The sequence below is a fragment of the Microbispora sp. NPDC046973 genome (assembly GCF_040644495.1).
In the GTDB taxonomy this organism is placed as follows: Bacteria; Actinomycetota; Actinomycetes; order Streptosporangiales; family Streptosporangiaceae; genus Microbispora.
On the sequence record NZ_JBEYWQ010000013.1, the window covers coordinates 150,718 to 176,655 of the forward strand.

Genomic DNA, 25,938 nt, shown 5'->3' on the forward strand with positions numbered 1-25,938 from the left:
GGGATACATAGCAGGCGTCCCCTGCGCCACGGGGTTCAATATCGACTGCTCTCATGCCCAGAAACAGGTGCCGCTATGCACAACGACGCGACGTTTGCGACACACGCCGCCGATGTCACCGCTTCTCCGCTCTCCATGCTGCCGGACGATCGCCCCGGGGAGACTTCGAGCGAGTTCAATTCGTCCATCTGATTTCGCTCGCTCGTAATGCGTCCGCCCATCGTGCCGTTCCGGCAATTCGTGCTCAAAGTGGCGAGCAGGTGTGATTTGGCCTGCGATCACTGCTACGTGTACGAACACGCCGACACCAGCTGGCGGGGACGGCCGATGGTGATGTCCGACGAGACCGCCGTCCGGGCGGCGGAACGGATCGCGGAGCATGCGGTCGAGCACCGGATCCAGACGACGCACGTCGTCCTCCACGGAGGCGAGCCCCTCCTCGCCGGAATCGAGCGGCTCCGGCGATTCGCGCGTACGCTCCGCCGGGCGGTCGAGGGCGTCTGCGACCTCGATCTGCGCATCCACACCAACGGCGTGCTCCTGTCCCGCGCGTTCTGCGACATGTTCGCGGACGAGGGTGTCAAGGTAGGCGTCTCGATCGACGGCGACCGTGTGGCGAACGACCGCCATCGGCTCTACGCCAACGGCCGCAGCAGCTACGACCAGGTCGTCCGGGCGATCACCCTCCTGCGGGACCACTACCCGCATCTGTACGCCGGGCTGCTGTGCACGATCGACGTCCGCAACGATCCTGTCGCGGTCTACGAGGCGCTCGTCGCGCTGCGCCCTCCGCGCGTCGACTTCCTGCTGCCACATGCCACCTGGGACAACCCGCCGCTGCGGCCCGCCGGGCAGGAGACCGCCTACGCCGACTGGCTGATCGCCGTGCACGACCGGTGGCGCGCTGACGGCAGGCCGGTCCCGGTCAGGATGTTCGACTCGATCATCCTGACCGCGTCGGGCGGGGACAGCCAGACCGAGTCACTCGGCCTGCGGCCGTCCGACCTCGTCGTCATCGAGACCGACGGCTCCTACGAGCAGGCCGACTCGCTGAAGACCGCCTATGACGGCGCGCCCGCGACCGGATTCGACGTCTTCTGTCACTCGCTGAGCGAGGCCGCACGGCACCCCGGCTTCGCCGCACGCCAAGGGGGACTCGACTCCCTGTCCGAGGAATGCCGCCGCTGCCCGCTCGTCGCCAGTTGCGGCGGCGGCCTCTACGCGCACCGCTACCGGACGGGCTCGGGCTTCGCCAACCCCTCGGTCTACTGCGCGGACCTGTTCCGGCTGATCTCCCACCTGGTCGCCGACGAGCGGCGGCGCCCGGCGACTCCCGTCCATCGGCTGCCGGTCGCCACAGTGGACGCTCTGGCGTCGGGGAACGCCGGGGCGGACGACATCGCCCGTCTGCGGGCTCCTCAGCTCAGCAGAGCCCGCCTGGCGGCGCGCCGCGCGGCGTCGGTCGTGTCGGACCAGGAGTCCTGGTCCGTCCTGGTGGAGGCCGAGCAGGCGGACCGCGCCGCGGTCGACGACCTGCTGAGCCATCCCTACGTCCACGCCTGGGCGGCGCGCTGCGCGGCTCCCGGCCCCGTCCCGCTCACCGCCGCCGACGCCGGTCATCTCGCGGCCGTCGCCGCGGTCGCCGCCGTACGGACCGGTCTGGCGGTGAAGGTCACGGTGCCGGTCATGGGGACCTTCGTCCATCTGCCCGGACTCGGCCGGATGCGCGCAGGCGCACAGGACCGCGCCGAGGTGGACGTCCACGACGGGTCGTTCGCGCTGCGCGTCGACGGCCGATGGCTGTCGGAGGACAGCCGCCTCTGGGAACCGGTCCGCCCGATCGAGGCCGCCGGACTCCATCTGCTGCTCGACGACGTCGATCCGTACCGCGACTGCTACGGCATGCCCGTCGAGGACCGCTTGACCGGCGAGGCAGCCGCCGCACTGGGCGAGGTCGTCGGCGCGGCGCTGGCTTCGCTGACCGCGGATAAGCGCGCCGCCGTACGCGCCGGTCTGCGCGTCGTGACGCCCTTGCCGAGTGGTGCGACCGGGGCGTCGAGCCGCGCGGCCTACGGTGCGGTCGCCCTCCCGCTCGGCGCCGATCCGGCGACGACCGCCCGGCTGCTCGTCGAGCACTTCCACAGGGCCCAGCTCGGTGGGCTGCTCGACCTGCTCGACCTCGCCGCCGGCGACGCAGACCTGGAGCTCCTGCTGTCCGACGCATACGGACTGCTGTCCGTCGCCGGACTCCTCGACGATGAGGAGATCGCGCGGCTGAGGACGGCGATCAGCCGGATCACCGGCGGCGTGCGCTCTGCCGTGGGACGTCGATTCGCCGCGGGGCTCGCGGAAGCCGCCGCCCGCCTGCCTCTGCCCGCGGGTTCACGGCAGAGGTGAAGCGATGCCGGGCCTGCTTCTGTCCGCCCTCGCGTTCGTCGCCCGGCTCCTCTCTGTCTTCACCCCCCACGTACGGCCTGCCGCGCTGAACGCGATCCCCGGCCGGGCGGACCTCACCCTCGGACGGGACACCCTCGTTCAGGCTCTGCGGCGGCTGGGCCTGCGGTCCGGCCAGACCGTGCTGGTGCACGCCTCGCTCCGCAGCATCGGCAGGATCGACGGAGGCGTCGCGACACTGGCCGACGCCCTGATGAAGGTCCTCGGCGCCGGGGGCACGCTCGTCGTCCCCACCTTCACGTCCGGCAACTCGGACACATCTCGCTCCTATGTGCAGGCCGTTCAGGGGATGACCGAGGAGGAGACGAGGCGGTACCGCGACGGCATCCCCGCCTTCGATGTGAGGCGGAGCTCCGCGATCGAGTGCGGAAGGCTGTCGGAGCATGTGCGGCTGCTGGAGAACGCGGTCCGCAGCGAGCATCCGCAGACCTCCTTCGCCGCGGTCGGCCCCGGCGCGGAGTGGCTCATGGCCGACCACGACCTCAGGTGCCACCTCGGGGAACGGTCGCCGCTGGCCAAGCTCGCGAAGACGGAGGCGGTGGTGCTGCTGCTCGGCGTCGGTTTCGACAAGTGCAGCGCCTTTCATCTGGCGGAATACCGCTACCGGCCCGACCCGCCCGAGGTGCGGTACGGATGCGTGGTGCAGGTCGGCGGACGACGCACCTGGACCCATTACGACGACGTGGTGCTGGACGACCGTGATTTCGCGGAGTGCGGCGCCGCGCTGGAGCGAACCGAGAAGATCAGGCGGGGCCGGGTCGGAAAAGCGGACAGCAGGCTCTTCTCACTTCCGATGGCCGTGGCTTTCGCCGAAAGATGGCTGTCCGAAAAACGAGGACGAGCAGAGGAATAATGCGAAATTCCTGTCACTCCTGGGGCGAGAGCCTATAGTGAAGTGACCGGCGGAACGCGGGAGGTGCGGTGGCTGGTACCTCGGGTACTGGAGGCCATCTCCCGTATTTCTTCCTCAGTTACGCGCGCACACCTCGCACCCATCCCGACGACGAGAACCCCAACCTCCCCGTGGAAAAGCTCTACAAAGAGCTGTGCCGGGAGATCCTGCAGCACACGTCCCTGCCCGCGGGCGTTCCCCCGGGCTTCATGGACATGGACATCCTCCCGGGCGTCGAGTGGGACAAGCGCCTGGCCAAGGAGCTGGCGACCTGCAGGGTCTTCGTCCCCCTCTACTCTCGTCGCTACTTCCGCAGCGAGCAGTGCGGCAAGGAATGGGCCGCCTTCGACCTGCGCAGGCGGCTGCATCTGGACGGACGGCGGGACATTCCCGAAGTGATCGTTCCCGCGTTCTGGGTTCCGGTTCCGGACTTCGAACTGCCGGATATGGTCAAATCTATTCAATTCACTCATCCGGATCTGGGGACGCACTATCTCGAACGAGGCCTCTACGGCCTGATGAAGATCAGGAGATACCGCGACCATTACAAGTCCGCCGTGGACGCGCTGGCTCAGCGCATCATCGAGGTGGCCGAGGGAGTGCGGCTCCCCCCGATCACGCCGTGCGATTACGGCAGCATAAAGAGCGCCTTCAACCGCGACGAGGAACGCCGTTTCCTGATAGCCGTCCTCGCCCACACGACGGCCACGCGTACGGCACCGCGGGACGCGCGGTTCTACGGGTCCTCTCCGTGCGACTGGAATCCCTACCATCCGGAGGACCTCCGCCCGGTGGCGCAGATCGCCGCCGACATCGTGCGGCACCTGGGCTTCGAACCCGACGTCGGGACCTTCCTCCACCATCACGACGAGCTGCTGGGCGCGGGGGCGCCGAGTTGCCCGGGCATCGTGCTGCTCGACGTGTGGACGGCCCTCGACCCGCAGTTCCGCCCGTTACTCGAGGCCTTCGACCAGGCCGACAAGCCGTGGGTGGGTGTGGTCGTGCCGTGGAGCGGCACCGACTCCCAGACCGGCCAAAACGCGGCGGAGTTGCGCGCCGCCCTGCACGCCCTCCTGCCCGGGAAGCTGGCGCAGGGCCGCCCGGCCGCACGGCGGGCGGTGAGCGACACCTCCACCGTGGCCGGCTTCGAGACGGCGCTGCGGCCGGTGGTCGAGTCCGCGGGCAACTCCTACCTGCGGCACGGACGGGTGTTCCCGCCGCAGGTGCCCGGCAGCGGCCGCCCGCGGCTGTGGCCGCTCACGCCGGACGACCCCACGCACGAGGACCGCGCATCCGAGGACCCCGCGCCCGACGAGCCGCCAGGACGGAAGGGGAGGCAATGACCGAGTTCCGGGACGGCCACATCGTCACCTTCTACTCCTACAAGGGAGGGACGGGAAGGACGATGGCGCTGGCCAACACGGCCTGGATCCTCGCCTCCAACGGCCATCGCGTGCTGGTCGTGGACTGGGACCTGGAGTCTCCCGGCCTGCACAAGTTCTTCCGGCCCTTCCTCGATGGCGAGCTGATCAGCGGCACGGCCGGCGTGATCGACCTGATCAAGGACTTCGCCTGGGCGGCCACCCGTCCCGACCCGCGTCCGGCCGACTGGCACACCCGGTATGCGAGCGTGGGACGGCACGTCGTCTCGGTCGAGTGGCCCCACTTCCCCGGCGGCGGCTCCCTCGACTTCCTGCCCGCCGGGCGGCAGAACCGTGACTACTCCTCGCTGGTGTCCACCTTCGACTGGGACAACTTCTACGAGCGGCTGGGCGGCGGGCAGTTCCTCGACGCCCTGCGAGTGGACATGCGGCGCGGCTACGACTACGTGCTCATCGACAGCCGCACCGGTCTGAGCGACATCGCCGACATCTGCACGGTCCACTTCCCCGACACCGTCGTGACCTGCTTCACGCTGAGCGACCAGAGCATCGAGGGGGCCGCGAGGGTCGCGGCGGAGATCGCCGAACGGTTCCCCGACCGGCGCATCAGGATCCTGCCGATCCCCATGCGCGTGGACGACGCGGAAAAGGAGAAGCTCGACGCCGGCCGGGCCTTCGCCCGCAGCCAGTTCGAAGGGTTCCCCAGCGGCGTCGGCCAGGACCAGGCCGGCAGTTACTGGGGCGCCGTCGAAATCCCCTACAAGCCGTTCTACGCCTACGAGGAGACCCTGGCGACCTTCGGTGACGCGCCCGGCTCCCCCGGCTCGCTGCTGGCCGCCTACGAGCGGCTCGCGGGCGTCATCACCGGAGGCCGGGTCTCGTCCCTTCCTCCGCTGGACGAGGACCTGCGGCTGAGCTACCGGGAGCTGTTCGTCCGGCGCCGCCCGTCGCTGTCGAACGACGTAACTTTGAGCTACGTCCCCGAGGACCGGTTGTGGGCGGAGTGGATCGCCGCCGTGCTGACCCAGGCCGGCATGCGGGTCCGTACGCAGGGTGGCGTCCGCGAGGCGGATGAGAGCGGGCAGGCGCGGACGCCGGACGCCGCGGGCCGCACGGTCGCGCTGCTGTCCCCCGCCTACCTGCGCTCCCGGCAGGCCCGGGAGACCTGGCACGCCACCGAGGGGCCCACCGGGCTGTCCCCCAACCTCCTTCCCGTCCGGGTGTCGGACGTCCGGATCCCGCAGTTGTACGCCGACCCGCCCGCGCTGGACCTGTTCCGGCTGGACGAGCAGCACGCGGCCGCCGCGCTGCTGCGCGCCCTCGACCGCCCGGCGGGGGCCGATGCCACCGGGCAGGGAGCAACGCCGCGGTATCCCGGCATCCAGCCGGCCATCCTCAACCTGCCGACCAGGAACGCCGCCTTCACCGGCCGTGGCGAGACGCTGGAGCGGCTGCGCGACCAGCTCGTCGGCGGCAGCCAGGCCGTGGTGACCCAGGTGCAGGAGGGCCGCACCCAGGCTCTGTTCGGACTCGGCGGCGTGGGCAAGACCCAGCTGGCCATCGAGTACGCCCACCGTTTCATGAGCGACTACGACGTCGTGTGGTGGGTGTCGGCCGAGCAGCCGGAACTGCTGAACGGAGCGATGGCCGATCTGGCCGAGCGGCTGGGCATCAGGATCGGCGACAACCTGGCGGAGGCGGCGCTGGCCGCCAAGGACGCGTTGCGGCGGGGCGAGCCGTACGCCCGCTGGCTGCTCATCTTCGACAACGCCAACAGCGCGGAGGACGTGCAGACCTACCTCCCGGGCGGCTCCGGGCACGTGCTGATCACGTCGCGGAGCCAGACCTGGTCTCAGATCGCCAAGCCGCTGGAGATCGACGTCTTCACCCGCGAGGAGAGCCTGGAGCACCTGCGGCGCCGGGTGGCCGACCTCGGCGACGACGACGCCGACCGGGTGGCCGCCGCGCTCGGCGACCTGCCGCTCGCCATCGAGCAGGCCGGGGCGTGGCTGCAGGAGACCGGCATGAGCGTGGACGAGTACGTCGACAAGCTCTCCAAGCAACCCGTCAGGACGCTCGCGCTCGGGGACTCCCCGACCTACCCGACCCCGGTCGCCGCCACATGGAACGTGTCGTTCCAGCGCCTGCGGGAGAAGTCGCCCGCGGCGGTCCGGCTGCTGCAGCTGCTGGCCTTCTTCGCCGCGGAACCGGTGTCGCTGTCCATGCTGTACGGCGACGAGACCGTGCGCTGCCTGGTCCCATACGACGACTCGCTGCGCGAGAAGATCATGATCGGGCGGCTGGTGCGCGAGCTGAACAGGTTCGCCCTCGCCAAGGTCGACCAGCGCAACAACTCGGTGCAGGTGCACAGACTGGTGCAGGCCGTGCTGCGCGACCAGATGGACGACGACGAGCGCGAGCGCACCGTCCACGAGGTGCACCGCATCCTCCTGGGCGCCCGCCCGCGCGAGGGCGACACCGACGACCCCGGCAACTGGCCGCGGTATGACGAGATCTGGCCGCACCTCGCCCCGTCCAATGCGGAGGACTGCGACGAGGAGCAGACCCGGCAGCTGCTGATCGACCGCGTGCGGTACCTGTATCGCCGGGGCGAGTTCGACCGGGCGCTGAACCTCGGCCGCCGCCTGGAGGAGCTCTGGATCAGGAAGCTCGGCGACTACGACCGGCAGACGCTCTACCTGCGGTTCCACATGGGTAACGTGCTGCGTTCCCAGGGCAGGTATCGCGAGGCGTGCGATCTCAACCGGGCGATCCTCGCCGACCAGCGCCGGGTCCTGCCCGACCCGCATCCCCACACGCTGCAGACCGCGGGAAGCCTCGCGGCGGACCTGCGGGCCCTCGGCGAGCTGGCCGAGTCGCTGCGGATGGAGCAGGAGACCTACGCGCGCACCAAGGAGCTGTTCTTCGACGACCACCCCCGCGTCCTCGCGGCGGCCAACAACCTGGCCGTCGCCCTGCGGCACGTCGGCGACATCGGCGCCGCGCGCCGGCTCGACCAGGAGACCGCGGACAAACGCCGTGAGGTGCTCGGTCCCGCCCATCCCTTCACACTCCTGTCCGAGACGAACCTCGCTCTGGACATCCGCGAGGCCGGAGAGTACGCGAAGTCGGCCGACCTGCTGCGCGAGACGCTGAACAGCTACGCCGAGGTGTCCGGCCCCGAGCTCCCCGACACGTTGAACACGGCGCGCAGCCTCGCCGTGTCCCTGCGGGAGACCGGAGCGCTCGCGGAAGCGCGGCGGCTCACCGAGACGACCTACGAGCGCTGTCTCCAGCGCTTCGGCCCCGATTCGCCCGACACGGTCGCCTGCAAGCTGAGCCTCGCCTGCGACCTCGCCGCTGCCGGCGACAGGCGGCGGGCGTTCGAACTCGCCTCAGAGGTCAGGGCGAGCTACGAAAGCAAACTGGGGGCGGACAACCCTTACACCCTCATCGCGGCCAACAACCTCACGGTCTACCTGCGGCACCTGGGGGAGCCGGCCGAGAGCCGGGCGCTGGGCACTCGGACCCTCGCCACGCTGCGGCGCAAGGTCGGGCCCGATCACCCCTTCTCGCTCGCCTGCGCCGTCAACGTGGCGAACACGCTGGGGGACCTGCAGGACCACGCCGAGGCCGAGAAGCTGCAGCGGGACACTCTCGACCGGCTGCGCGCGGTTCTCGGGCCCTACCACCCCACCACGCTGATCTGCGAGGCCGACCTGGCCGTGACCCTGCGCGACGTCAGGCGGACCGACGAGGCGCGGGTGCTGCGCGAGCCCCTGCTCGTCCAGCTCCGCCGGATCCTCGGGGAGGCGCACCCGATCATCGCCGCGGTGCTGGACTGGCGCCGCGTCGACCGCGAGCTGGAGCCCCTCCCCTGGTGAGGGGTCGTGTGACCGTGCGTGCGACCGGGCAGGCCTGAATGATCAGGCCGCCCGTCCGTCCCTGGCGAGCCAGCCCAGCAGGTCGGGCAGCACGTGCAGGGCATGGAAGTGCGCCGCGCCCCGCTGGATCCGCACCGTGGCGGTCGGTATCCGCCTGGCCAGCCAGCGGGAGTGGCTGACCGGTGAGAACACGTCGTCCTCGCCGTGCCACAGAAGAGTGGGCACCCTGATGTCGGCGGGGTCGAACCCCCACGGCGAGCAGAAGGCCATGGCGTCGTCGATCCAGCCGTACGCGGAGGTGCGCACGGCCTCCGCGTAGTTCTGCACCAGCATCGTCCGGATCCCGGCGTCCGCGATGACGCTCCTGTCCGACTCCGGCAGCTCGTCGTAGAGGGCGTTCACAAGCCGTACGGGGTCCTCGCGGATCTCGGCGGCGGTCGGGCCGAGCCGCGCCGCGAGCCGCGCCCGCCCCTGCATGGCGGTCATGTACTCCGCCACGTTGCCCTCGGCCATGCCATCGAACCAGTCGAGGCCCTCCGCCTCCCGGGGGGCGAGCCCGACGAGCACCCCGGCCCGGGTCACCCGGTGGGGGATCAGGGCGGCGCAGGCGAGCGCGTGCGGCCCGCCGCCGGACCGGCCCACCACCGCGAAGCGGTCCAGGCCGAGGTGGTCCGCGATGGCGGCCACGTCCGCGGCGACGTCCCCCACGCTGCGGCCCTCGTGCCGGTCGGAGTCGCCGTACCCCGGGCGGTCGTAGGTGATGAGCCGCACGCCGAGCCGATAGAGCAGACCTTCACGTGGGAGGGGGCCGATCCGGCTGCCGGGCGTCCCGTGGAGCAGGAACACCGGTCTGCCTCCGTGGATCTTTCCCCGCTGCGCGACCGCGAGGCGCCGCTCGCGATCCGCCGACCACACCCCGTCCGTCAACGCCGGGCCCTCCGTGTCGATCGTCGAAGGATCTAAGGCCCAGCATCCTCCGAACCGGTGTAAGGCGAAAGAGCCCGGCGGCCTCGGAACGGCAACACCTTTCATGGGACGGACCCTGGAGCGCTCCCTTTTAACGGGTTATTTTCGGTAAAGGCACGTGCCGCCCAGCGAAGGAGAGGATTTATGGCCTTTCCCGCGAGCTACGTGGTGCGTGCGGTATTCGCGGGCCTGGCGGTGGCCGCATTGGTAACAGGATATATAGGCCTTCACACGTATGCGGAAACACTGAATCTGCCTTCGGCTCCCCTTGACCTCCTCTACTGGGACCTGCAACTGTTCGTGTTCGACTCCGCGCCGCTCGACGAGCCGAAACCGCTGCCGTCCCTGCTGGAGTTCGCCCGTTTCGCCGCGCCCGGCGTGACGATCTACACCCTGGTCGACGGAGCCCGCCTGCTGTTCGCCGCCGAACTGCGGCGGTTCCGGGCGCGCAGGTCGAAGGAGCACGTGGTCGTGTGCGGCACGGGGTCGCCGGCCCTGGCCCTCGTGGAACGGCTGCGCGCGACGAGCACGCGGATCGTGATGATCGGCTCGGCTCCGGCGGCCACCGCCGCCGACCGCAGGGTGCTCTACGTCAGCGGCGACGCGCGCAGCCCCGCGACCCTGCGGGCCGCCGGGATCCAGCGGGCCTCCGTCCTGTACGCCTGCGAGCCGGACAGCTCGGCCAACACGGCGATCGCCCTGGCGGCGCACGGCGTGGCCAGAACGGGCGGCAGGCGGCCGCTGTCGGCGTACGCCCTGATCTCCGATCCCGACCTGTGCGCCGCCCTGCGGGCCCGCCGGCTGAGCCTTCCCGGCAGGCCCCGGCTGCGTCTCGACTTCTTCAACCTGGACGAGCTCGCCGCCCGGGTGCTCCTGGATCGGCATCCGATCGTGAACGAACAACCGGTCGTCGTCATCGGGCTCGACGCCTTCGGCCGCAGCCTGCTGGTCGAGATGGCGCGCAGGCGGCGGCTGACCCCCGCGCCGTACCCTCTGCCGGTGACGATCATCGACGCCGACGCCGCGCGGACCGTCGAGGCCGTGTGCCGCAGATTCGAGTTCGTGACCGAGGTGTGCGCGCTGACCACGCACGACGCGCCGCCCGGCGACCTGCCTCTGGGAGAGCTGCTGCCGTCCGAGCCGCCCCAGCGGGTGTTCGTGTGCCACGGCGACCAGGACCTCGCGCTCAAGACCGCGCTCACCTCGCTGCGCCTGTGGAACTGCGGGCCGGGCTCGCTCGTGGTGCGGGTCGAGGAGGCCGGCACATTCAGCCGGGCCTTCGAGGACGTGCACCTGCTGGAGGGGCTGTCCGGCGCCCTACGGGTCTTCGCGGTCAACGAGGAGGCCGGCGATCCGCGGCTCATCGGGGAGGACCTGGTGGAAACGCTCGCCCGGGCGATCCACGACAGCTACGTCGCGGAGAACACCGCGCGCCGCCACGTGCGAGCGACCAACCCGTCGCTGGTGCCGTGGGAGAGCCTGCCGTCGCACCTGCGGGCGGCGAATCGGCGGCAGGCCGAGGACATCGGCCGCAAGCTGACGAGCATCGGCTGCGCCCTCGCTCCCCGCGTGGAGCCCGAGCTGCATTTCTCCTTCAAGGACTACGAGATCGAGCAACTTGCGATGATGGAGCACGAACGGTGGCTGCGGGACCTGGTCGCCGACGGATGGACCCGCGGCCCGGTCCGCGACGAGGCGAACAGGAGACACCCCGACCTGGACAGCTGGGACAACATCTCGGACGCGGCGAAGGAGAAGGACCGCGACACCGTGCGCAACCTGCCGCGCATCCTGGCCACCGCCGGTTTCCAGATCGTGCGGGTCGGCTGAACGAGTGAGGGGGATGACCACGATCGCGTTCACCGGCCACCGGGGCCTGCCCAGGGACACGGCCGACCGGATCCGCCACGCCCTGCGGGCCGTGCTCGCCGACCGGGACCGGCCGCTGGTCGGCGTGTCCTGCCTGGCCGAGGGGGCAGACCAGCTCTTCGCCCGGGAGGTGCTGCGTGCCGGCGGCGACCTGGACGTGATCGTGCCCGCCGCCGGATATCGGGAGAGCCTGCCCCGCGCGGCCCGAGCGGGATACGACGACCTGCTGTCGCTCGCGCGGCACGTGCACCGGATGCCGTTCGAACGGCCGGAGCCGGTGGCGTTCATGGCCGCCTCGATCTTCATGCTGGAGCGGGCGGACGAGCTGCTCGCCGTCTGGGACGGGCTGCCGGCGCGCGGGTTCGGCGGCACGGCCGACGTCGTCGCGCACGCCCGCGAGCAGGAGATGCGGGTGCTGGTGCTCTGGCCGCCCGGCTCGCGACGGGACTGACAGGAGGGACTGGCGGGTGAGCGTGGCGGCGGGCAGGATCCGGCGGGTCGACGCGCTGCGCGGGTTCGCGGTGTGCGGGATCATGCTGGTCAACGCCTGGCAGCAGAGGGTGCGGCAGGGGCCGGCCTCGCTGGACTGGGTGATGGAGAACCTGTTCCAGAGCCGCTTCTACCCGATGTTCGCGTTCCTGTTCGGGGTGTCCTTCGCGCTGTTCCTGCGCTCGGCACGGCTGCGCACGCGGCGTCCGCGCGTCGTCATGCTGCGGCGCCTGGCCGTGCTCGCGGCGCTGGGCGCGGCGCACGTCCTGATCGACCCCGGCGAGGTGCTGCTGCCGTACGCGCTGCTGGGGGTGGTCGTCCTGCTTCCGGCGAGCCTCCTGCCCCGGGCGGCCGTGCTGCTGGTGGGCTGCGGCGTCCTGGTCGCCGCCGTGCTCGACCCCCATCCGTACGTGCTGATCACCGCGCTGTTCCTGCTCGGCCTGGCCGCCGCTCCCGGGGAGAGGGCGAGGGGGGCCGGGCGCCTCGGCGGGACGGACGGCCTGGGCAGCGGGCCGTTCCTCGGCGTCGTGTGCGGGACGGCGGCCCTGCTCGCGGCCGGGCTGACCTGGTGGTGGAACCACGCGCCGCCCGGCGGCGGGATCTACCAGGCGGCGGCGCTGTGCGGCGCGGTGACGTACGCGACGGCGTTCCTGCTGCTCGCCCGGCATACGGCGGTGTTCGAGGCGCTGGGCCGGATGACGCTGACCAACTACGTGACCGGCACGACGGTGATCGTGGTGGCGATGCCGCTTCTGGAGGCCGACCGCACGGGGATCGCCGTCGTGGTGCTCGCCGTCGTCACCGTCGCCGCCCAGGCGTTCTTCTGCAGGTGGTGGCTCGCCCGGCACCGGTACGGCCCGCTGGAATGGGTGTGGCGCACGCTCACCTGGTGGGGCACGTCCCGGGGCACCTGGTGGGGCGTGGCGGCGACCGGGCAGACTGTGATCCGTGACCCGCGTAGCGCTGTGCCAGATCCCCGTCGACCACGACCCGGAGACCAACCTCTCGACCGTTCGTGATGCCCTCGCCCGGGCGCGGGGAGCCGACCTCGCCGTGTTCCCCGAGGCGACGCTCGCCCGGTTCGGCCCGGGAATCCTCGAGACGGCCCAGCCGCTGGACGGCCCGTTCGTCACCGGCCTGGCCGAGGCCGCGCGCGAGCACGGCACGGCCGTCATCGCCGGCGTCTTCGAGCCCGCCGCGGACGGCAGGGTCTGGAACACCGCCGTCGCCCTGCGGGAGGACGGCTCGCTCGCCGCGGCCTACCGGAAGATCCACCTGTTCGACTCCTTCGGCGCCAAGGAGTCGAAGCTGGTCGCGCCGGGGGACGCGCCGGCGGTCGTGGAGCTGGCCGGGCTCAGGATCGGCCTGATCACCTGTTACGACGTCCGCTTCCCCGAACTGGCCCGCGCGCTGGTCGACCAGGGCGCGGACACGTTCGCGGTGATCGCCGCCTGGGGCTCGGGCCCGTTGAAGGAGGACCACTGGACGACCCTCGTCAGGGCCAGGGCCATCGAGAACACCACCTGGACCATCGCGGTCGGTCAAGCGCCCAACCCCGCCATACCGGACGGGTTCGGTGTCGGCCGCAGCATGCTCGTCGATCCGATGGGCGTCGCCCGGCATGACCTGGGCACCGGCCCCGGCGTGCTGATCGCGGAGATCGACGCGGCGTGGACCGAGACCGCGCGCGCGACCCTCCCCTCCCTCGAACATCGCCGGCTCGGAGTCAGCAGATCGTAAACTTGGCCCCATGAGCGAGCCGGGACACAGGACACGGATGCAGAAGGTGGTTCCGCCGCGGCTGCTCGTGCCGTACCTGTCGGGCCGTCGCACGATCATCTCCGGCTACGTGTACCGCGTGCAGGACTGCGACCGCCTCACCACCCCCGCCGCGCTCGTCGAGGCCCTCGACCTGTGCTTCGACGGATCGGAGCTGACGCCGGACGTGCCCGAGCTGTACATCATGCGCTGGGACGCGCGGGACATCGACACCTACGTCGTCCCGTACGGCCCGCACATGGGCGGTGATTGGAGCGATGCACCGCCCTTCACCGGGAACGGCTTCACCGCCTCACGCGAGCAGGTGGTGCCGCAGTTCCACACGATGCCCATGCCGATCCCCGCGGGCGCGGAGATCGTCCACCTCACCGCGGGCGGTGAGCGTCCCTTCGCCGGGTACGACGGCCTGACCTGGCGGCCGGCCCGATGAGCGAGATCGAGCCGGTCGGCCTGGGATTCGTCGCCCGCTACCGCGACCGGGACTACGCCGCCGCGGTCGGGCCCGGCGGCGACGACGTGGTGCTGTTCAGCGAGACGCCGCAGGAGGGGTTCACCGCCGCGGGCGGCTACTGGCGGCTTCGGGTGAGCCGGGCCGCGCTGGAGCGGCTGACGCTGCTGCGCACGGTCGGGGCGTTCGGCGGCGAGCCGTGCCTCGTGCTGGACGAGGACGACGGCGGCGACGGCGGGGAGGGCGGCCTGCACATCGCCTACACGGGGCACAACGGCCTGAAGGCCGAGGCGCTCGGCTACTGGCTCGTGGACCACGGCGCCTACGAGGTGGTCGTGCCCCGCGACGAGGTCCACGCGATCCGGGTGGAGCGCGTGCCGGTGCCGCTCACCGCTGACCGGGCGGACGGTCACGAGAGCCCGTGAGGACGCTGGCGAGGCAGGATTTTCCGAAGCCCGGCGAGTGAGGGTGGGGCGGCCGGTTCAGCAGCCGAGCGACCGGTAGCGGGCGAAGCGGGCCGCCATCCGCTCCCCCGCCGGGCGGTCCAGCAGGCCCGCGATCTCGTGTTCGAGCGTGCGGCCGACCCTGCCGCAGAACTCCTCCGGCTCGTACGCCGCGTCGGGCCGTTCCGGCACGATCCTGTCCACGACGCCGTCCCGCCGCAGGTCGGCGGCGCGTACGCCCTGGGCGGCGGCGATCTCCGGAGCGAAGTCGACGGTCCGGTACAGCAAGGCCGACGCGCCCTCCGGCGGGAGCGGCGAGAGCCAGGCGTGCTGCGCGCAGACGACCCGGTCGGCCGGGAGCAGGGCCAGCGCGGCGCCGCCCGCGCCCTCCCCCAGCAGCAGGCACACGGTCGGCGCGTCGAGCATGACGAGGTCGGCCAGGCAGCGGGCGATCTCGGCGGCCAGGCCGCCCTCCTCGGCCGCCTTCGACAGCTCGGCCCCGCCAGTGTCGACGACCGTGACCAGCGGCAGGCGCAGTTCCCCCGCCAGCCGCATGCCGCGCCTGGCCACCCGCAGCCCGGCCGGGCCGAGCGTGCTGCCCGTCCGCTGCCGCCGCCGGTCCTGGCCGAGGACGACGGCGGGCGCGGCGCCGAACCTGGCCAGCGCCAGCAGGAGGCCGGGGTCGCGCTCCCCGGTGCCGGTGCCGTGCAGCGGGGTCACGTCGCGTGCGCCGTGTTTGAGCAGTTCGCGCACTCCGGGGCGGTCGTCGCGGCGCGAGCGGGTGACGGCTTCCCACGCCGGCACCGGTTCGGCCGCCTCCTCGGGTTCCGGGCCGGGGTCCAGGCCCGCGCGCGGGGCGCAGAGCACGGCCAGCGCCCGGATGGCGATCTCCCGCGCGTCCTCGGCCGAGACCACGGCGTCGACCAGCCCGTGGGAGTAGAGGTTCTCCGCGACCTGCACTCCCTTGGGGAACGGGTAGCCGTGCAGCGACTCGAACACCCGCGGCCCGAGGAAGCCGATGAGCGCGCCCGGCTCCGCGGCCGTCACGTGCCCGAGCGAGCCCCACGAGGCGAACACCCCGCCCGTGGTGGGGTGGCGCAGGTAGACGACGTACGGCAGGCCGGCGGCGCGATGGGCGGCGACCGCCGCGGTGATCTTCACCATCTGGGTGAAGGCCAGCGCGCCCTCCTGCATGCGGGTGCCGCCGCTGGCCGGTGCGGCGAGCAGCGGCAGGCGCTCGGCGGTGGCCCGCTCGACGGCCCGGACGAGCCGCTCGGCCGCCGCCACCCCGATCGAGCCGGCCAGGAAGGAGAACTCGCAGGCGACGACGGCCACCCGGCGTCCTTCGAGCGTGCCCTCGCCGGTGACGACCGACTCGTCGTACCCCGTCCTGGCCCGGACGCGGGCGAGTTCGGCGGCGTACTCCGACCCGGGCGCGGCCCGGTCCCGCGGGGGCTCGTCCCACGACTTCCACGAGTGCGGGTCGAGCACCCGCGCGATCAGCGCCCGCGCGTCCGGCCTGCCCCCGCCGGCTCCGTTCATGGCGATCGCCGCTCCCGTTCGGCCAGCCAGCCGAGCACGGCGTCGTTGTCCTGGCCCAGGCCGGGAGGCGCGGCATGACCGTCGTCGGAGGCTCGGCCGTCGAACCGCAGCGGGGGGCCGGGCAATTCAATCTCGCCCAGCACGGGATGGTCGACGGTGACGAGCAGGCCCTGCGACCGGACCTGGTCCCAGGCGTACACCTCGTCGATCGACCGGATCGCGCCCGCGGGCACGCCGATCTCCCGCAGCGCCGCGAGCCAGTGCTCGCGGTCGTGCGCCGCCAGCGCCTTCTCCATCTCGGCGATCAGCTCTTCCCGATGGGCGAACCTATCCCTGTTTGTCGCATATTTCGGCATTTCGGGATCGATGTCCAGCAGCTGGGCCACCTTGCGCCACTGCCCGTCGTTGGCCACCGCGATCTGGATCATGCCGTCGGCGCAGCGGAAGGCGCCGTACGGGGCGATGGACGCGTGGTGGTTGCCGCCCGCCCTCGGCACCGTGCCGCCGACGGTCCAGGCGGTGCCGTGGTAGGAGTGCACGCCCACGACCGACGCCAGCAGGGACGTCCTGACGACCGTCCCGCGACCGGTGCGCTCGCGCTCGTACAGCGCCGCGACCACGCCGTACGCGCCGTGGATGCCCGCGAGCAGGTCGGCGATCGAGGCCCCGACCCGGTACGGCTCCTCGGGCGACGGCCCGGTCAGCGACATCAGCCCGGCCTCTCCCTGGGCGATCTGGTCGTAGCCCGGCCGGCCGCCCTCGGGACCGTCGTGGCCGAAGCCGGTGATGGACAGGATCACCAGCCGGGGATTGAGCGCGTGCAGGCGCTCGGCGGAGAACCCGAGACGGTCGAGCACGCCGGTGCGGAAGTTCTCCACGAGCACGTCGCTCTGCCGTACGAGCCGCTCGACGAGGTCGCGGCCCTCCTCGGACTTCATGTCCACCGTGATCGACCGCTTGTTGCGATTGGCCGCGAGGAAGTATGTGGATATGTCGTGGTCCGGGCCGACGAAGGGCGGGCCCCATCCGCGCGACTCGTCCCCCGACGGGTGCTCCACCTTGATCACGTGGGCGCCCAGGTCGCCGAGCATCTGCGCACAGTGCGGCCCGGCGAGGGCCCGGGACAGATCGAGGACGACGATGCCGCTGAGAGGTCCCTGCACGGCCAGCCTCCACGGGGGTCGCTACGGAGAACGTCCTTCGGTCTCCACCGGCAAGCCTGCCAGGTCACCCCGCCGGCACGACAGCCCGGTCCGTGCGCCCTGCCATCCCGGGCCGACCACCTCGGCCGGCTCTGCCGCGTCAGTGGTGCGTGCGATGGCCGCGCCACTGGTCCATCAGCCGGCGCAGCCGCTGCCGGTTCTGCGGATCACGCGCCATGGTCTTGGCCTTCTCGACGTTCTCCCGACCCTTGGGGGTCTGCAGGTAGTCCCTGATGCGCTGGACGATAGAAGCCATTTGTAACTCACCATCCCGTTTGTGCCGTTACTAAACGGCTACCCACGGAAACCGCCGCCAATCACCGGTGCCGTGGGCGCGCGCCACGTCCGCCGACGCGTTCGGACGGATGCTCGCCACCGCGTCCGGCGCGTACGACGAGAGGGACGGAGCCCACAGCGACGTCGCGGCGCGATTCGCCTTCGCCGTCGTCACCGGGACCTCGGGGGTTCCGCTTCGCCCCGCCCGCACGCGTCCGCCTCGCCGAGATCGCGGGCGCGTACGCCACCGAGATGACCGAGGGCGCGAACCTCGGCGACTCCAACCAGCTGCTGCCCAGCGCGTTCGGGCCGATCGAGTCGCGCGTGCCGGGACTGTAAGCGCCGCTGCGACGGGCCTGGTGCCAACCCGGAGTACGACGACCTGCGGACCGCGCTCGGGACGGTCCGGGAGCACGGTCACGTCCTGGAGACGGCTCCGGACCGGGCCTGCGCCCAGTTCGGCGGTGAACCGGTGTGGGCGGGCCAGGCCGCTCGCGCCTTCGCCGGAGAGCTCGACGGCCGCCGGGCACGGATGAAAAGCGCCGTTCAGCACGTGATAGCCGAACTCGAGGCGGAGTTGCGCGCCACGCCCGCCAAGGTCTCCCGCTCCGCCGCGATGAGCGGCTGAGGCCGAGCACAGGCGCGCCGCTCCGGCAGCGCGCGTCAGACCGTGTCCACCTCCGCGTGCGGGAGACCGCCGGAGAGCTTGGGGTATCCCGGGCCGCGGTCGAAGAAGGCGGCGGGGCGCGTCTCACGCAGCCGCTCCCGCAGATGCTCGGTCGCCTCCGCGTCCACGACGACCTCGTCGACGGCCCCGGCCTCGCGTGACACCGACACCACGACGCCGTAGTCCTCGCGGGCGCCCTCCACCGAGACCTTCCCGTCGCGGACGTCGGCGGCCACCCTCTCCGCCGGCCGGTCGTACGGCGAGCCCCAGCCGCCTCCGCCGGTCGTGCGGATGCGGATGACCTGCCCGGCGCGTACGGGGAAGTCGTCGACCAGGCCCTCCATCTCCACGCCGTCCACCGTGACCTGGAAGGGCCGGCCGGCCCGGCCGCCGTTGACGCCCCAGCACGACAGGATCGAGCGGTCGGCGATCGACATGAAGGAGGCGTCCCGCAGCATGCGGATGTGCTTGTCGTAGCCGAGGCCGCCGCGGAACTCCCCCGGCCCGCCGCTGTCCACGGCCAGGCCCAGCCGCTCGACCCGGAACGGCCAGCGCGCCTCGGCGAACTCCACCGGGATGTTGCGGCTGTCGGGCACCACATGGATGGTGTCCTCCCCGTCGGCGTACCAGCGGCCGCCCGAGCCGCCGCCGAGCACCTCGCGCATGAGGTAGGGCCCGTCGTCCGACTCGCCGTACACGCCGGTGTAGCGGATGGTCTCCTGGTCGGCGGGCATGCGGCCGCCGGTCGCCTTGGCCAGCACGCCCGCCAGCACGCCGAGCAGGCGCAGGATCACGAACGTACGGGCGTTGGTCGGCGCGGGGAAGATCGGCGTCAGCAGCGTGCCCTTCTCCGGGAAGACCATTCTGATCAGCGGCACGACGCCCTCGTTGACGTCGAGCTCGGCCATCCGTTCGGGCGTGTCTGCGAGGTTGCGCAGGATCGGCGCCAGCCACTTCTTCAGGAAGACGCCGTCGGCGTAGTCGCCGGCGTGGTTGATCGGCCCCTTGGCCTGCGGCGAGGTGCCGGTGAAGTCGATGGTCAGCGGGGTGTCCGCCGAATGGTCGACGGTGAGCGTGATGCGCTGGGTGTGCAGGCGCGGCTCGTCCACGCCGTCGTGCTCGGCGTAGTCCTCCCAGACGTGCACACCCTCGGGGATCTTCGCGAGCAGCTCGCGGCGGAACGTCTCGGTCGTCTTGCCGACGATCGCGTCGAAGCACGCCTCGACCGCCTCCCGGCCGTACCGGTCGAACAGCTCGCCGAGCCGCCGTGCGCCCATGAGGCAGGCCGAGCACTCCGCGTCGAGGTCCCCGGCGAGGGAGTCGGGCATCCGGGAGTTGCGGGTCATGATGGTGAGCGCGGCGCGGTTGGGCACGCCCTGGTCCCACAGCTTGATCGGCGGGACCATCAGGCCCTCCTCGAACGCGCTGCGCGCGTGCGACGGCATCGATCCCGGCACCGCGCCGCCGATGTCGTCGTGGTGGCCGAACGCCTGGACGAACGCGACGACGTCGCCCTCGTGGAAGACCGGCACCGTCACGCACAGGTCGGGCAGGTGGCCGATGCCGCCCTCGGACAGGTAGACGTCGTTGTGGAAGAAGACGTCGCCCGGCCGCATGGTGCCGATCGGGAAGTCCCGGACGATCGGCTGCACCAGCGCCGAATAGGAGCGCCCGGTCAGCTTGCGCAGCCGCGCGTCGTGGATGCCCGCGCGGAAGTCGTGCGCGTCGCGGATCATCGGCGACCTCGCCGTACGCGCGATCGCGGTCTCCACCTCCATCTCCACCGAGGCGAGCGTGCCCTCCACGATCTCCACGAGCACGGGGTCGGCGGTCCTATCGGTCATCGCTCACCACCACGAGGTTGCCGTAGTCGTCCATGGTCGCCGTGAAGCCGGGGTGCACCGGCAGGGTCGAGCCGTACTCCTCGACGACGGCCGGGCCGTGCACCACGGCGCCCGCGCCGAGGTCGGCCCGGCGGTAGATCACGGTCCGGCCCCACTGCTCGTAGTACACGTCGCGGGTCGCGACCGGGCTCGGCTCGTCCTCCTGGAGGGGCCTGCGGGCGATCTTCGGCCGGGTGATCGGGCCGATGCCCGACACCCGGAGGTTGACCCACTCGACGGCGTGGCGGGGGTCGTCGCGGTAGCCGTACCCGTAGAGCCTCTCGTGCTCGGCGTGGAACCGATCGGCGACCACGGCGAGCCACGCCTCGTCCACCGGACCGTCGGGGGCGGGCACACGCACCTCGTACGCCTGGCCGTAGTAGCGCAGGTCGGCGCTGCGCGCGTACACGTGCTCGGCGAATCCCTCGCGGTCGAGCGCGGCGGCGGCCTGGGCCTCCAGGTCGGCGAAGATCTCGCCGAGCGTCTCCGGCGAGGGGTCGCGGGCGACGTGCGTGCGCACGTAGTCGTTCTTCACGTCGACCGTGAGCAGGCCGAACGCGGAGACGTTCCCGGGGTCGGGCGGGACGATCGCGGCCCGCAGCCCGAGGATGTCGATGAGGCGGCAGGCCAGCAGCGGCCCGGAGCCGCCGAAGGCGACCATCGGGAAGTCCCGCACGTCGAGGCCGCGCTGGACGGTGATCTGCCTGATCGCGTTCGACTGGTTGAACGCGCTGATCTCCAGGATCCCGGTGGCGCAGCGTTCCGGGGTCAGTCCCAGCCGGGCCGCCAGCGCCTCGACGCCCGCCCGCGCCGCGGCGACGTCGAGGGGGATCTCGCCGCCGAGCAGATGCGGGGGCACCCGGCCGAGGAAGACGTGCGCGTCGGTCACCGTCACCTCGGTGCCGCCCCTGCCGTAGCAGATCGGCCCGGGGTCCGCGCCCGCCGACCTCGGGCCGACCTTCAGCGTCCCCTCGGGGGAGATCCAGGCGATGGACCCGCCGCCCGCCCCGACCGTGACGATGTCGATCATCGGGATCTTGCACGGGTAGCGGCCGATGCTGCCCTCGGTCGTCAGCGACGGCTCTCCCTCGACCACGACGGCCACGTCGGTCGAGGTGCCGCCGCCGTCGAGGGTGATGGCGCTCGGGTGCCCGGCGGTCCCGGCGATCAGCGCCGCGCCGAGCGCCCCCGCGGCCGGGCCCGACAGCACGGTGGTGATCGGCTGGTGCACCACCTCGGCCGCCGACAGCACGCCGCCGTTGCTCTTCATGACGGAGAACGGCCGGCCGAGCCGCTCCGACAGGTTCTCGATGTATCGCCGCATGATCGGCTTGACCGCCGCGTCCACCAGCGTGGTCACCGACCGCTCGTACTCCCGGTACTCCCGCAGCACGTCGCTCGACAGCGACACGACCGCCTCGGGGTGCTCACGCCGCAGCACCTCGCGCATCCGCCGCTCGTGCTCGGGGTTGGCGTAGGAGTGCAGGAAGCACACCCCGATCGCGGTGACGCCCCGCTCCCTGAACCACCGCGCGACGTCCGCGGCCTGCTCCTCGTCGAACGGCCGGACCTCGCGGCCGAGGTGGTCGAGCCGTCCCCCGACGGTCCGCACCCGGTGGACGGGCACGATCCGCGGCGGTTTGACCCAGAAGTAGGAGTTGCCGTACCCGTCCGGCACGCTCTGCCGGGCGATCTCCAGGGCGAACTCGAAGCCCTCCGTGGTGACGAAGCCCAGATGAGACGTGCCGTCCGGGCGGTCCTCCAGCAACTGGTTGGTGGCGACGGTGGTGCCGTGGACGAGAGCGGACACGGCATCGAGGGCGCGGGACCCCGCGTGGGCCTCGAGCACCTTGTGAACGCCTGCCATGAACCCGTCGGCCGGGTTGGCAGGAGTCGAGGGAGTCTTGGTCGTGACGATCTGGCCGGACTCCTCGTCGACGAGCACGACGTCGGTGAAGGTGCCGCCTGTGTCGACCCCGATGCGGACGCTGGACATGCTCCGTGTTTACCGATCGCCGCCGATCGGAAGAACCGGCGCACTCTGCCGAAGAATCGCCGTCCTGTCGTCAGACCCTGCCCGGACCGGCGGCTTACACGGCGCAGGTGCCGTCGTCGCAGTCCTCGCCGCCCGGCACGCGTACGGCCCTCTCCTGGGCCGTGCGCTCCTCGACCTCCCGCAGGGCGGCCACGAGGGTCTCGACGGGCTGCGCGCCCGAGACGGCGAACTTCTCCTCGAACAGGAACAGCGGGACGGCCTGGACGCCGAGCGCGCGGGCGCGGGCCAGCTCGGCGCGCACCTCGTCCGCCCCCTCACCGGTGTCCTCGACCCCCACCTCTTCGGCCAGGGCGGCCAGCGTGGCGGTGTCGCCGACGTCGAGGCCGTCGGTGAAGTGCGCCCGGAAGAGCCGGTCGGCCATGTCCCCCTCGCGCCCCGCGCGGCCGGCCAGCCGGATCAGCCGGTGCGCCTCGAAGGTGTTGGCGGCGATCGCCCGGTCGAAGCGGAGCTCCAGCCCGTCCTGCGCCGCCACGCCCGTGACGTGACCGGTCATCTGCGCCACGCGGGCGGCGCCGCCGAACTTGCGCTCCAGCGCGCGCAGCAGCGGCTCACCGCCGGAGACCCCGTCCGGGTCGAGCTGGAACGGCCGATGGGCGACCTCGACCTCCCCCTCGTAGAGGCGCACGGCCTGCCGGAGACGGTGGTGGCCGATGTAGCACCAGGGACACACGACATCGGAGAAGATCTCGACTTTCACGACATGTCCCAACCAGCGCCTCCGACAACCGATTCCCCGCCGGCGTACGCCGAGATCCGTGGTCTTGCGGGCACCCACTCGCAGCCGTATATTCGTAGACGAGTAAGCGAGCAAGAGGGTGATCGGCGATGGCGAAACGGCGCAAGGTGGCGAACCTGCTGGCGTTGGCGGTGCTCTCCGCGCTCGCGCATCGGCCGATGCATCCCTACGAGATGGCGGCGGCCCTGCGCGGCTGGAACAAAGAGCACGACATGGGGATCAAGTGGGGGTCTCTCTACACCGTCGTCGGCAACCTGGCCAAGCACGGGCTGATCGAGGAACTGGAGAGCGGTCGCCAGGGGCGCCGGCCGGAGCGGACCGTCTACCAGATCACCGAGGCGGGCCGGGAGGAGTTGGTCGACTGGACCCGGGAGCTGCTCGCCGTTCCCCACACGGAGTTCCCGTGGTTCCGGGCCGGCCTGTCGGTCATGGCGGTGCTCCCCCCTGACGACGTGGCCGGGCTGCTCACCGACCGGCTCGCGGCGATCAGGAAGGGGATCGCCGGGCTGGAGGAGCTCTACGGGCGTGACAGCGCGCAGGTGCCGCGTCTGTTCCTCATCGAGATGGAGTACGACCTGGCGATTCTCAAGGCGGAAGAGGGCTGGATCGCCGCTCTGCTCGAAGAGCTGACCTCAGGCACCTTCCCCGGCCTGCCGGAGTGGCGCGCCTTCCACGAGAGCGGCGGGCTGTCGGCCGAGATGAAGGAGCTCGCGGAGAAGAACATCACCGAGTTTTAGCCCTGGTGGCGGTGCTGCAACACCGCCACCAGGAGAACCTTCGAACCGGCATGCGGTGGCCCGAAGATGTGACGAATCGAGGATAACGGGTCTCCTCCCATGGCGGTTCGGCGAGCACGTCAACCCACAGGAGGAGAAATGAAGAACGTCGCGATCATCGGCGGCGGCATCGCCGGGCCGGTCACCGCGCTGGCGCTGCGCAAGGCGGGCATCGACGCCACCATCTACGAGGCGTACCCGACCGGCGCCGACGGCGTCGGCGGATCGATCGCCCTCGCGCCCAACGGCATGGCGGCACTGGAGATCGTCGGGGTGGCCGACGCGGTGCGTGCGGCCGCGCAGCCCAGCACCCGCTCGGTGATGACGCTCGCCGACCGCACGCGCCTGGAGCTGCCCAGCCTGTCCGAGGTCGGACCGATGCACGTGGTGCGGCGCACCGACCTCTACCGTGCGCTTCGCGACGAGGCCGTGAGGCAGGGCGTCGACGTCGAGTACGGCAGGCGGCTCACCGGGGTCGAGGGCACCACAGCGGTCTTCGACGACGGCAGCCGCACCCGGTTCGACGTCCTGGTCGGCGCCGACGGCGTCCACTCCACCGTTCGCCGGCTCATCGATCCGGACGCGCCCGGCCCGAAGTGGACCGGGATGCTCGGCCTGGAAGGGGTGTCCTCGTACGAGGTGCCCGAAGATCCGGAGACCATGGTCTTCGCCTTCGGCAGGCGCGGCTTCTACCTGTACTGGCGCAACGCGGCGGCCGGCAGCACCTGGGGCGTCAACCTGCCCTACCATCGCCCCCTGCCCCTCACCCAGGCCCGCGAGGTGCCGTGCGAGGAGTGGATGCGCATCCTGCGCGAGACGTACGGCGAGGACGTGCCCGGCGGCGACCTGCTCCGGCACACCCCGGTGACATCCATGCAGGTGACGGGCGCGCTCTACATCATGCCCAGCGTCCCGCACTGGCACCGGGACCGGATGGTCCTGGTCGGCGACGCCGCCCACGCGCCGTCGAACAGCTCGGGACAGGGCGCGTCGCTCTCCATCGAGAGCGCCGTCGAGCTCGCCCGCTGCCTGCGGGACATCGAGGACATACCGCAGGCGTTCGCCACGTACGAGCGGCTCCGCCGCACCCGGGTGGAGAAGGTGGCGGCACGCGCCTCCAAGATCAACCATGCCAAGACGCCGGGCCCGGTCATGCAGAAGCTGATGCCGCTTCTCATGCCGCTGATGCTGAAGACGTTCATGAATCCGGACAAGACCGTGGGCCCGGAGCAGCGCTACCGCATCGACTGGGAGGCCCCCGCGAGCGCCCTCGCCTAGTCCCCGGCTTCGGGAGACGTTCGGCCGGGAGCCGAACCACGACAGGCCGGTCCCGCTGCGGCGGAACCGGCCTGTCTGTGCAGGTGGGAGATGCCGGTGCTCGCGACGCCGGGTCCCTGGGGCGGCGCCCGTCCTACCTGCGGCGGTTCTGACGGCCGAGGAGCCAGCCGATGACGGCGCTGCCGAGCGCCACCCCGGCGCCGGCGCCGAACGCCGCGAGCATCGTCCAGGCCGGCACGCCCTGGCGGGGCGCGGCCGGGGCCTCTCGGGTGAACACCCGCGGGGCGGCCTCCCCGGTCACGGCCGCCACCGCCGCACGCGCGTCGCCCGCCGCAGGGGCGGCCTCGGTGACGGCGGTGTGCGCGGATCCGGCGGGGACGGACAGCAGGTGCCGCTCGACGGCGGAGAAGAACTCCCCCGCGGTCTTCTTGGCGACCGAGGCGAGCATCCGCTGCCCCACCCCGCCGATCATGCCGCCGACGACCGCCTCGGCGTCGTAGTCGATCCGGGTGCCGCCTCCGGCGTCGCTGAGCCGTACGGCCACGGTCGCCTCGACCGTGCCGGGGGCGCCCTGGCCGCGGGCGCCGAGCGTGAACCGGTCCGGCTCCTCCTGGTCGCGCAGCGCCACCTCGCCCTGGTAGACGCCCTTGATCGAGGCGACCCCCGCGGTCACCGTCATCGCGTACACGTTGTCGCCGATCGTCTCCAGGCGCTCGCAGCCGGGGATCGTCCGAACCAGGACGCCGGGGTCCTGGAGGGCGTCCCAGACCCGCTTGCGCTCCGCCGCGACCAGCGCGCTGCCTGAGACCTTCATGGGCCACCTCCGATGCCGAGCACCCTAGAGAATCACCCGTACGGCGAGAACGGCAACATCTGCCCCGGCACGGCGCCATGGTCGTGCAGAGTTCACATGCCC

20 protein-coding genes are annotated in these 25,938 nt (G+C 71.7%); 12 read left to right on the plus strand and 8 right to left on the minus strand.

Annotated features, from left to right (window positions below):
- Positions 1-207 precede the first annotated feature (207 nt).
- From ABZ860_RS23960 to fxsT, 4 genes are all read left to right on the plus strand, one after another.
- The gene (locus tag ABZ860_RS23960) at positions 208-2,397 is read left to right on the plus strand and encodes an FxsB family cyclophane-forming radical SAM/SPASM peptide maturase (RefSeq protein WP_357223911.1); all 2,190 of its coding nucleotides are present in this window, start codon (positions 208-210) and stop codon (positions 2,395-2,397) included.
- Positions 2,398-2,401: 4 nt separating this feature from the next.
- On the plus strand, positions 2,402-3,307 hold the full coding sequence (locus ABZ860_RS23965) for an AAC(3) family N-acetyltransferase (protein WP_357223914.1): 906 nt from the start codon (positions 2,402-2,404) through the stop codon (positions 3,305-3,307).
- 68 nt (positions 3,308-3,375) lie between these two features.
- Positions 3,376-4,689 (plus strand): TIR-like protein FxsC, encoded by a 1,314-nt coding sequence (locus ABZ860_RS23970; protein WP_357223917.1) that lies wholly within the window; start codon positions 3,376-3,378, stop codon positions 4,687-4,689.
- Positions 4,686-8,612, plus strand: coding sequence for an FxSxx-COOH system tetratricopeptide repeat protein (gene fxsT / locus ABZ860_RS23975; protein WP_357223921.1), 3,927 nt, complete (start codon positions 4,686-4,688; stop codon positions 8,610-8,612). The genes ABZ860_RS23970 and fxsT overlap by 4 nt, the downstream gene beginning before the upstream one ends.
- 42 nt (positions 8,613-8,654) lie before the next feature.
- Here the strand turns inward: fxsT and ABZ860_RS23980 are convergent, their stop codons facing one another.
- On the minus strand, positions 8,655-9,539 hold the full coding sequence (locus ABZ860_RS23980) for an alpha/beta hydrolase (protein WP_357223924.1): 885 nt from the start codon (positions 9,537-9,539) through the stop codon (positions 8,655-8,657).
- A 339-nt stretch (positions 9,540-9,878) separates the two neighbouring features.
- On the opposite strand from ABZ860_RS23980, the gene ABZ860_RS23985 reads away from it, so the two are divergent.
- Genes ABZ860_RS23985 through ABZ860_RS24010 form a run of 6 tightly spaced genes read left to right on the plus strand, consistent with a single transcriptional unit; the run spans position 9,879 to position 14,588 of the window.
- On the plus strand, positions 9,879-11,408 hold the full coding sequence (locus ABZ860_RS23985) for a RyR domain-containing protein (protein ID WP_357223927.1): 1,530 nt from the start codon (positions 9,879-9,881) through the stop codon (positions 11,406-11,408).
- A gap of 13 nt (positions 11,409-11,421) precedes the next feature.
- Complete coding sequence (locus ABZ860_RS23990; protein ID WP_357223930.1) at positions 11,422-11,898, plus strand: hypothetical protein; 477 nt, start codon at positions 11,422-11,424, stop codon at positions 11,896-11,898.
- Positions 11,899-11,914: 16 nt separating this feature from the next.
- Entirely contained in the window at positions 11,915-12,955 is a 1,041-nt protein-coding gene (locus ABZ860_RS23995; protein WP_357223933.1) for a DUF418 domain-containing protein, read from the plus strand.
- The gene (locus ABZ860_RS24000; RefSeq protein WP_357223936.1) at positions 12,885-13,676 is read left to right on the plus strand and encodes a carbon-nitrogen hydrolase family protein; all 792 of its coding nucleotides are present in this window, start codon (positions 12,885-12,887) and stop codon (positions 13,674-13,676) included. The genes ABZ860_RS23995 and ABZ860_RS24000 overlap by 71 nt, the downstream gene beginning before the upstream one ends.
- Before the next feature lie 10 nt (positions 13,677-13,686).
- Positions 13,687-14,145: a hypothetical protein gene (locus tag ABZ860_RS24005; protein ID WP_357223938.1), complete on the plus strand. Its 459-nt coding sequence runs from the start codon at positions 13,687-13,689 to the stop codon at positions 14,143-14,145.
- Positions 14,142-14,588, plus strand: coding sequence for a hypothetical protein (locus ABZ860_RS24010; protein ID WP_357223941.1), 447 nt, complete (start codon positions 14,142-14,144; stop codon positions 14,586-14,588). The genes ABZ860_RS24005 and ABZ860_RS24010 overlap by 4 nt, the downstream gene beginning before the upstream one ends.
- A 57-nt stretch (positions 14,589-14,645) precedes the next feature.
- Here ABZ860_RS24010 and ABZ860_RS24015 read toward each other — a convergent pair whose 3' ends face one another.
- From ABZ860_RS24015 to ABZ860_RS24040, 6 genes are all read right to left on the minus strand, one after another.
- The gene (locus tag ABZ860_RS24015; protein WP_357223944.1) at positions 14,646-16,148 is read right to left on the minus strand and encodes a carboxyl transferase domain-containing protein; all 1,503 of its coding nucleotides are present in this window, start codon (positions 16,146-16,148) and stop codon (positions 14,646-14,648) included.
- Positions 16,145-17,311: a CoA transferase gene (locus ABZ860_RS24020; protein WP_357223947.1), complete on the minus strand. Its 1,167-nt coding sequence runs from the start codon at positions 17,309-17,311 to the stop codon at positions 16,145-16,147. The genes ABZ860_RS24015 and ABZ860_RS24020 overlap by 4 nt, the downstream gene beginning before the upstream one ends.
- Positions 17,312-17,450: 139 nt before the next feature.
- On the minus strand, positions 17,451-17,606 hold the full coding sequence (locus ABZ860_RS24025) for a hypothetical protein (RefSeq protein ID WP_357223950.1): 156 nt from the start codon (positions 17,604-17,606) through the stop codon (positions 17,451-17,453).
- Positions 17,607-18,289: 683 nt separating this feature from the next.
- The gene (locus ABZ860_RS24030; RefSeq protein WP_357223953.1) at positions 18,290-20,137 is read right to left on the minus strand and encodes a hydantoinase B/oxoprolinase family protein; all 1,848 of its coding nucleotides are present in this window, start codon (positions 20,135-20,137) and stop codon (positions 18,290-18,292) included.
- A complete protein-coding gene (locus ABZ860_RS24035) occupies positions 20,127-22,172 on the minus strand; it encodes a hydantoinase/oxoprolinase family protein (RefSeq protein ID WP_357223956.1) in 2,046 nt (681 codons plus the stop codon). Before ABZ860_RS24035 ends, ABZ860_RS24030 begins: the two co-directional genes overlap by 11 nt.
- 94 nt (positions 22,173-22,266) lie before the next feature.
- Positions 22,267-22,929 (minus strand): DsbA family oxidoreductase, encoded by a 663-nt coding sequence (locus tag ABZ860_RS24040; protein ID WP_357223959.1) that lies wholly within the window; start codon positions 22,927-22,929, stop codon positions 22,267-22,269.
- Between the two features lie 128 nt (positions 22,930-23,057).
- Between ABZ860_RS24040 and ABZ860_RS24045 the strand changes: the two genes are divergently transcribed.
- Together ABZ860_RS24045 and ABZ860_RS24050 are read left to right on the plus strand one after the other, a co-directional pair.
- Positions 23,058-23,705: a PadR family transcriptional regulator gene (locus ABZ860_RS24045; protein ID WP_357223962.1), complete on the plus strand. Its 648-nt coding sequence runs from the start codon at positions 23,058-23,060 to the stop codon at positions 23,703-23,705.
- Positions 23,706-23,843: 138 nt separating this feature from the next.
- On the plus strand, positions 23,844-25,022 hold the full coding sequence (locus ABZ860_RS24050) for an NAD(P)/FAD-dependent oxidoreductase (protein WP_357223965.1): 1,179 nt from the start codon (positions 23,844-23,846) through the stop codon (positions 25,020-25,022).
- A 133-nt stretch (positions 25,023-25,155) separates the two neighbouring features.
- Here ABZ860_RS24050 and ABZ860_RS24055 read toward each other — a convergent pair whose 3' ends face one another.
- The gene (locus ABZ860_RS24055) at positions 25,156-25,836 is read right to left on the minus strand and encodes a carbon monoxide dehydrogenase subunit G (protein WP_357223968.1); all 681 of its coding nucleotides are present in this window, start codon (positions 25,834-25,836) and stop codon (positions 25,156-25,158) included.
- Between the last annotated feature and the right edge of the window lie 102 nt (positions 25,837-25,938).

What these genes read in the sequence shown, in the direction of transcription:
- ABZ860_RS24005 (WP_357223938.1), top strand. Translation starts at nt 13,687, where the DNA reads ATGAGCGAGCCGGGACACAGGACACGGATGCAGAAGGTGGTTCCGCCG.
- ABZ860_RS23960 (WP_357223911.1), top strand. Translation starts at nt 208, where the DNA reads ATGCGTCCGCCCATCGTGCCGTTCCGGCAATTCGTGCTCAAAGTGGCG.
- ABZ860_RS24045 (WP_357223962.1), top strand. Translation starts at nt 23,058, where the DNA reads ATGGCGAAACGGCGCAAGGTGGCGAACCTGCTGGCGTTGGCGGTGCTC.
- ABZ860_RS24010 (WP_357223941.1), top strand. Translation starts at nt 14,142, where the DNA reads ATGAGCGAGATCGAGCCGGTCGGCCTGGGATTCGTCGCCCGCTACCGC.
- fxsT (WP_357223921.1), top strand. Translation starts at nt 4,686, where the DNA reads ATGACCGAGTTCCGGGACGGCCACATCGTCACCTTCTACTCCTACAAG.
- ABZ860_RS23965 (WP_357223914.1), top strand. Translation starts at nt 2,402, where the DNA reads ATGCCGGGCCTGCTTCTGTCCGCCCTCGCGTTCGTCGCCCGGCTCCTC.
- ABZ860_RS23990 (WP_357223930.1), top strand. Translation starts at nt 11,422, where the DNA reads ATGACCACGATCGCGTTCACCGGCCACCGGGGCCTGCCCAGGGACACG.
- ABZ860_RS24050 (WP_357223965.1), top strand. Translation starts at nt 23,844, where the DNA reads ATGAAGAACGTCGCGATCATCGGCGGCGGCATCGCCGGGCCGGTCACC.
- ABZ860_RS24025 (WP_357223950.1), bottom strand. Translation starts at nt 17,606, where the DNA reads ATGGCTTCTATCGTCCAGCGCATCAGGGACTACCTGCAGACCCCCAAG.
- ABZ860_RS24035 (WP_357223956.1), bottom strand. Translation starts at nt 22,172, where the DNA reads ATGTCCAGCGTCCGCATCGGGGTCGACACAGGCGGCACCTTCACCGAC.
- ABZ860_RS24030 (WP_357223953.1), bottom strand. Translation starts at nt 20,137, where the DNA reads ATGACCGATAGGACCGCCGACCCCGTGCTCGTGGAGATCGTGGAGGGC.
- ABZ860_RS24055 (WP_357223968.1), bottom strand. Translation starts at nt 25,836, where the DNA reads ATGAAGGTCTCAGGCAGCGCGCTGGTCGCGGCGGAGCGCAAGCGGGTC.
- ABZ860_RS24015 (WP_357223944.1), bottom strand. Translation starts at nt 16,148, where the DNA reads ATGAACGGAGCCGGCGGGGGCAGGCCGGACGCGCGGGCGCTGATCGCG.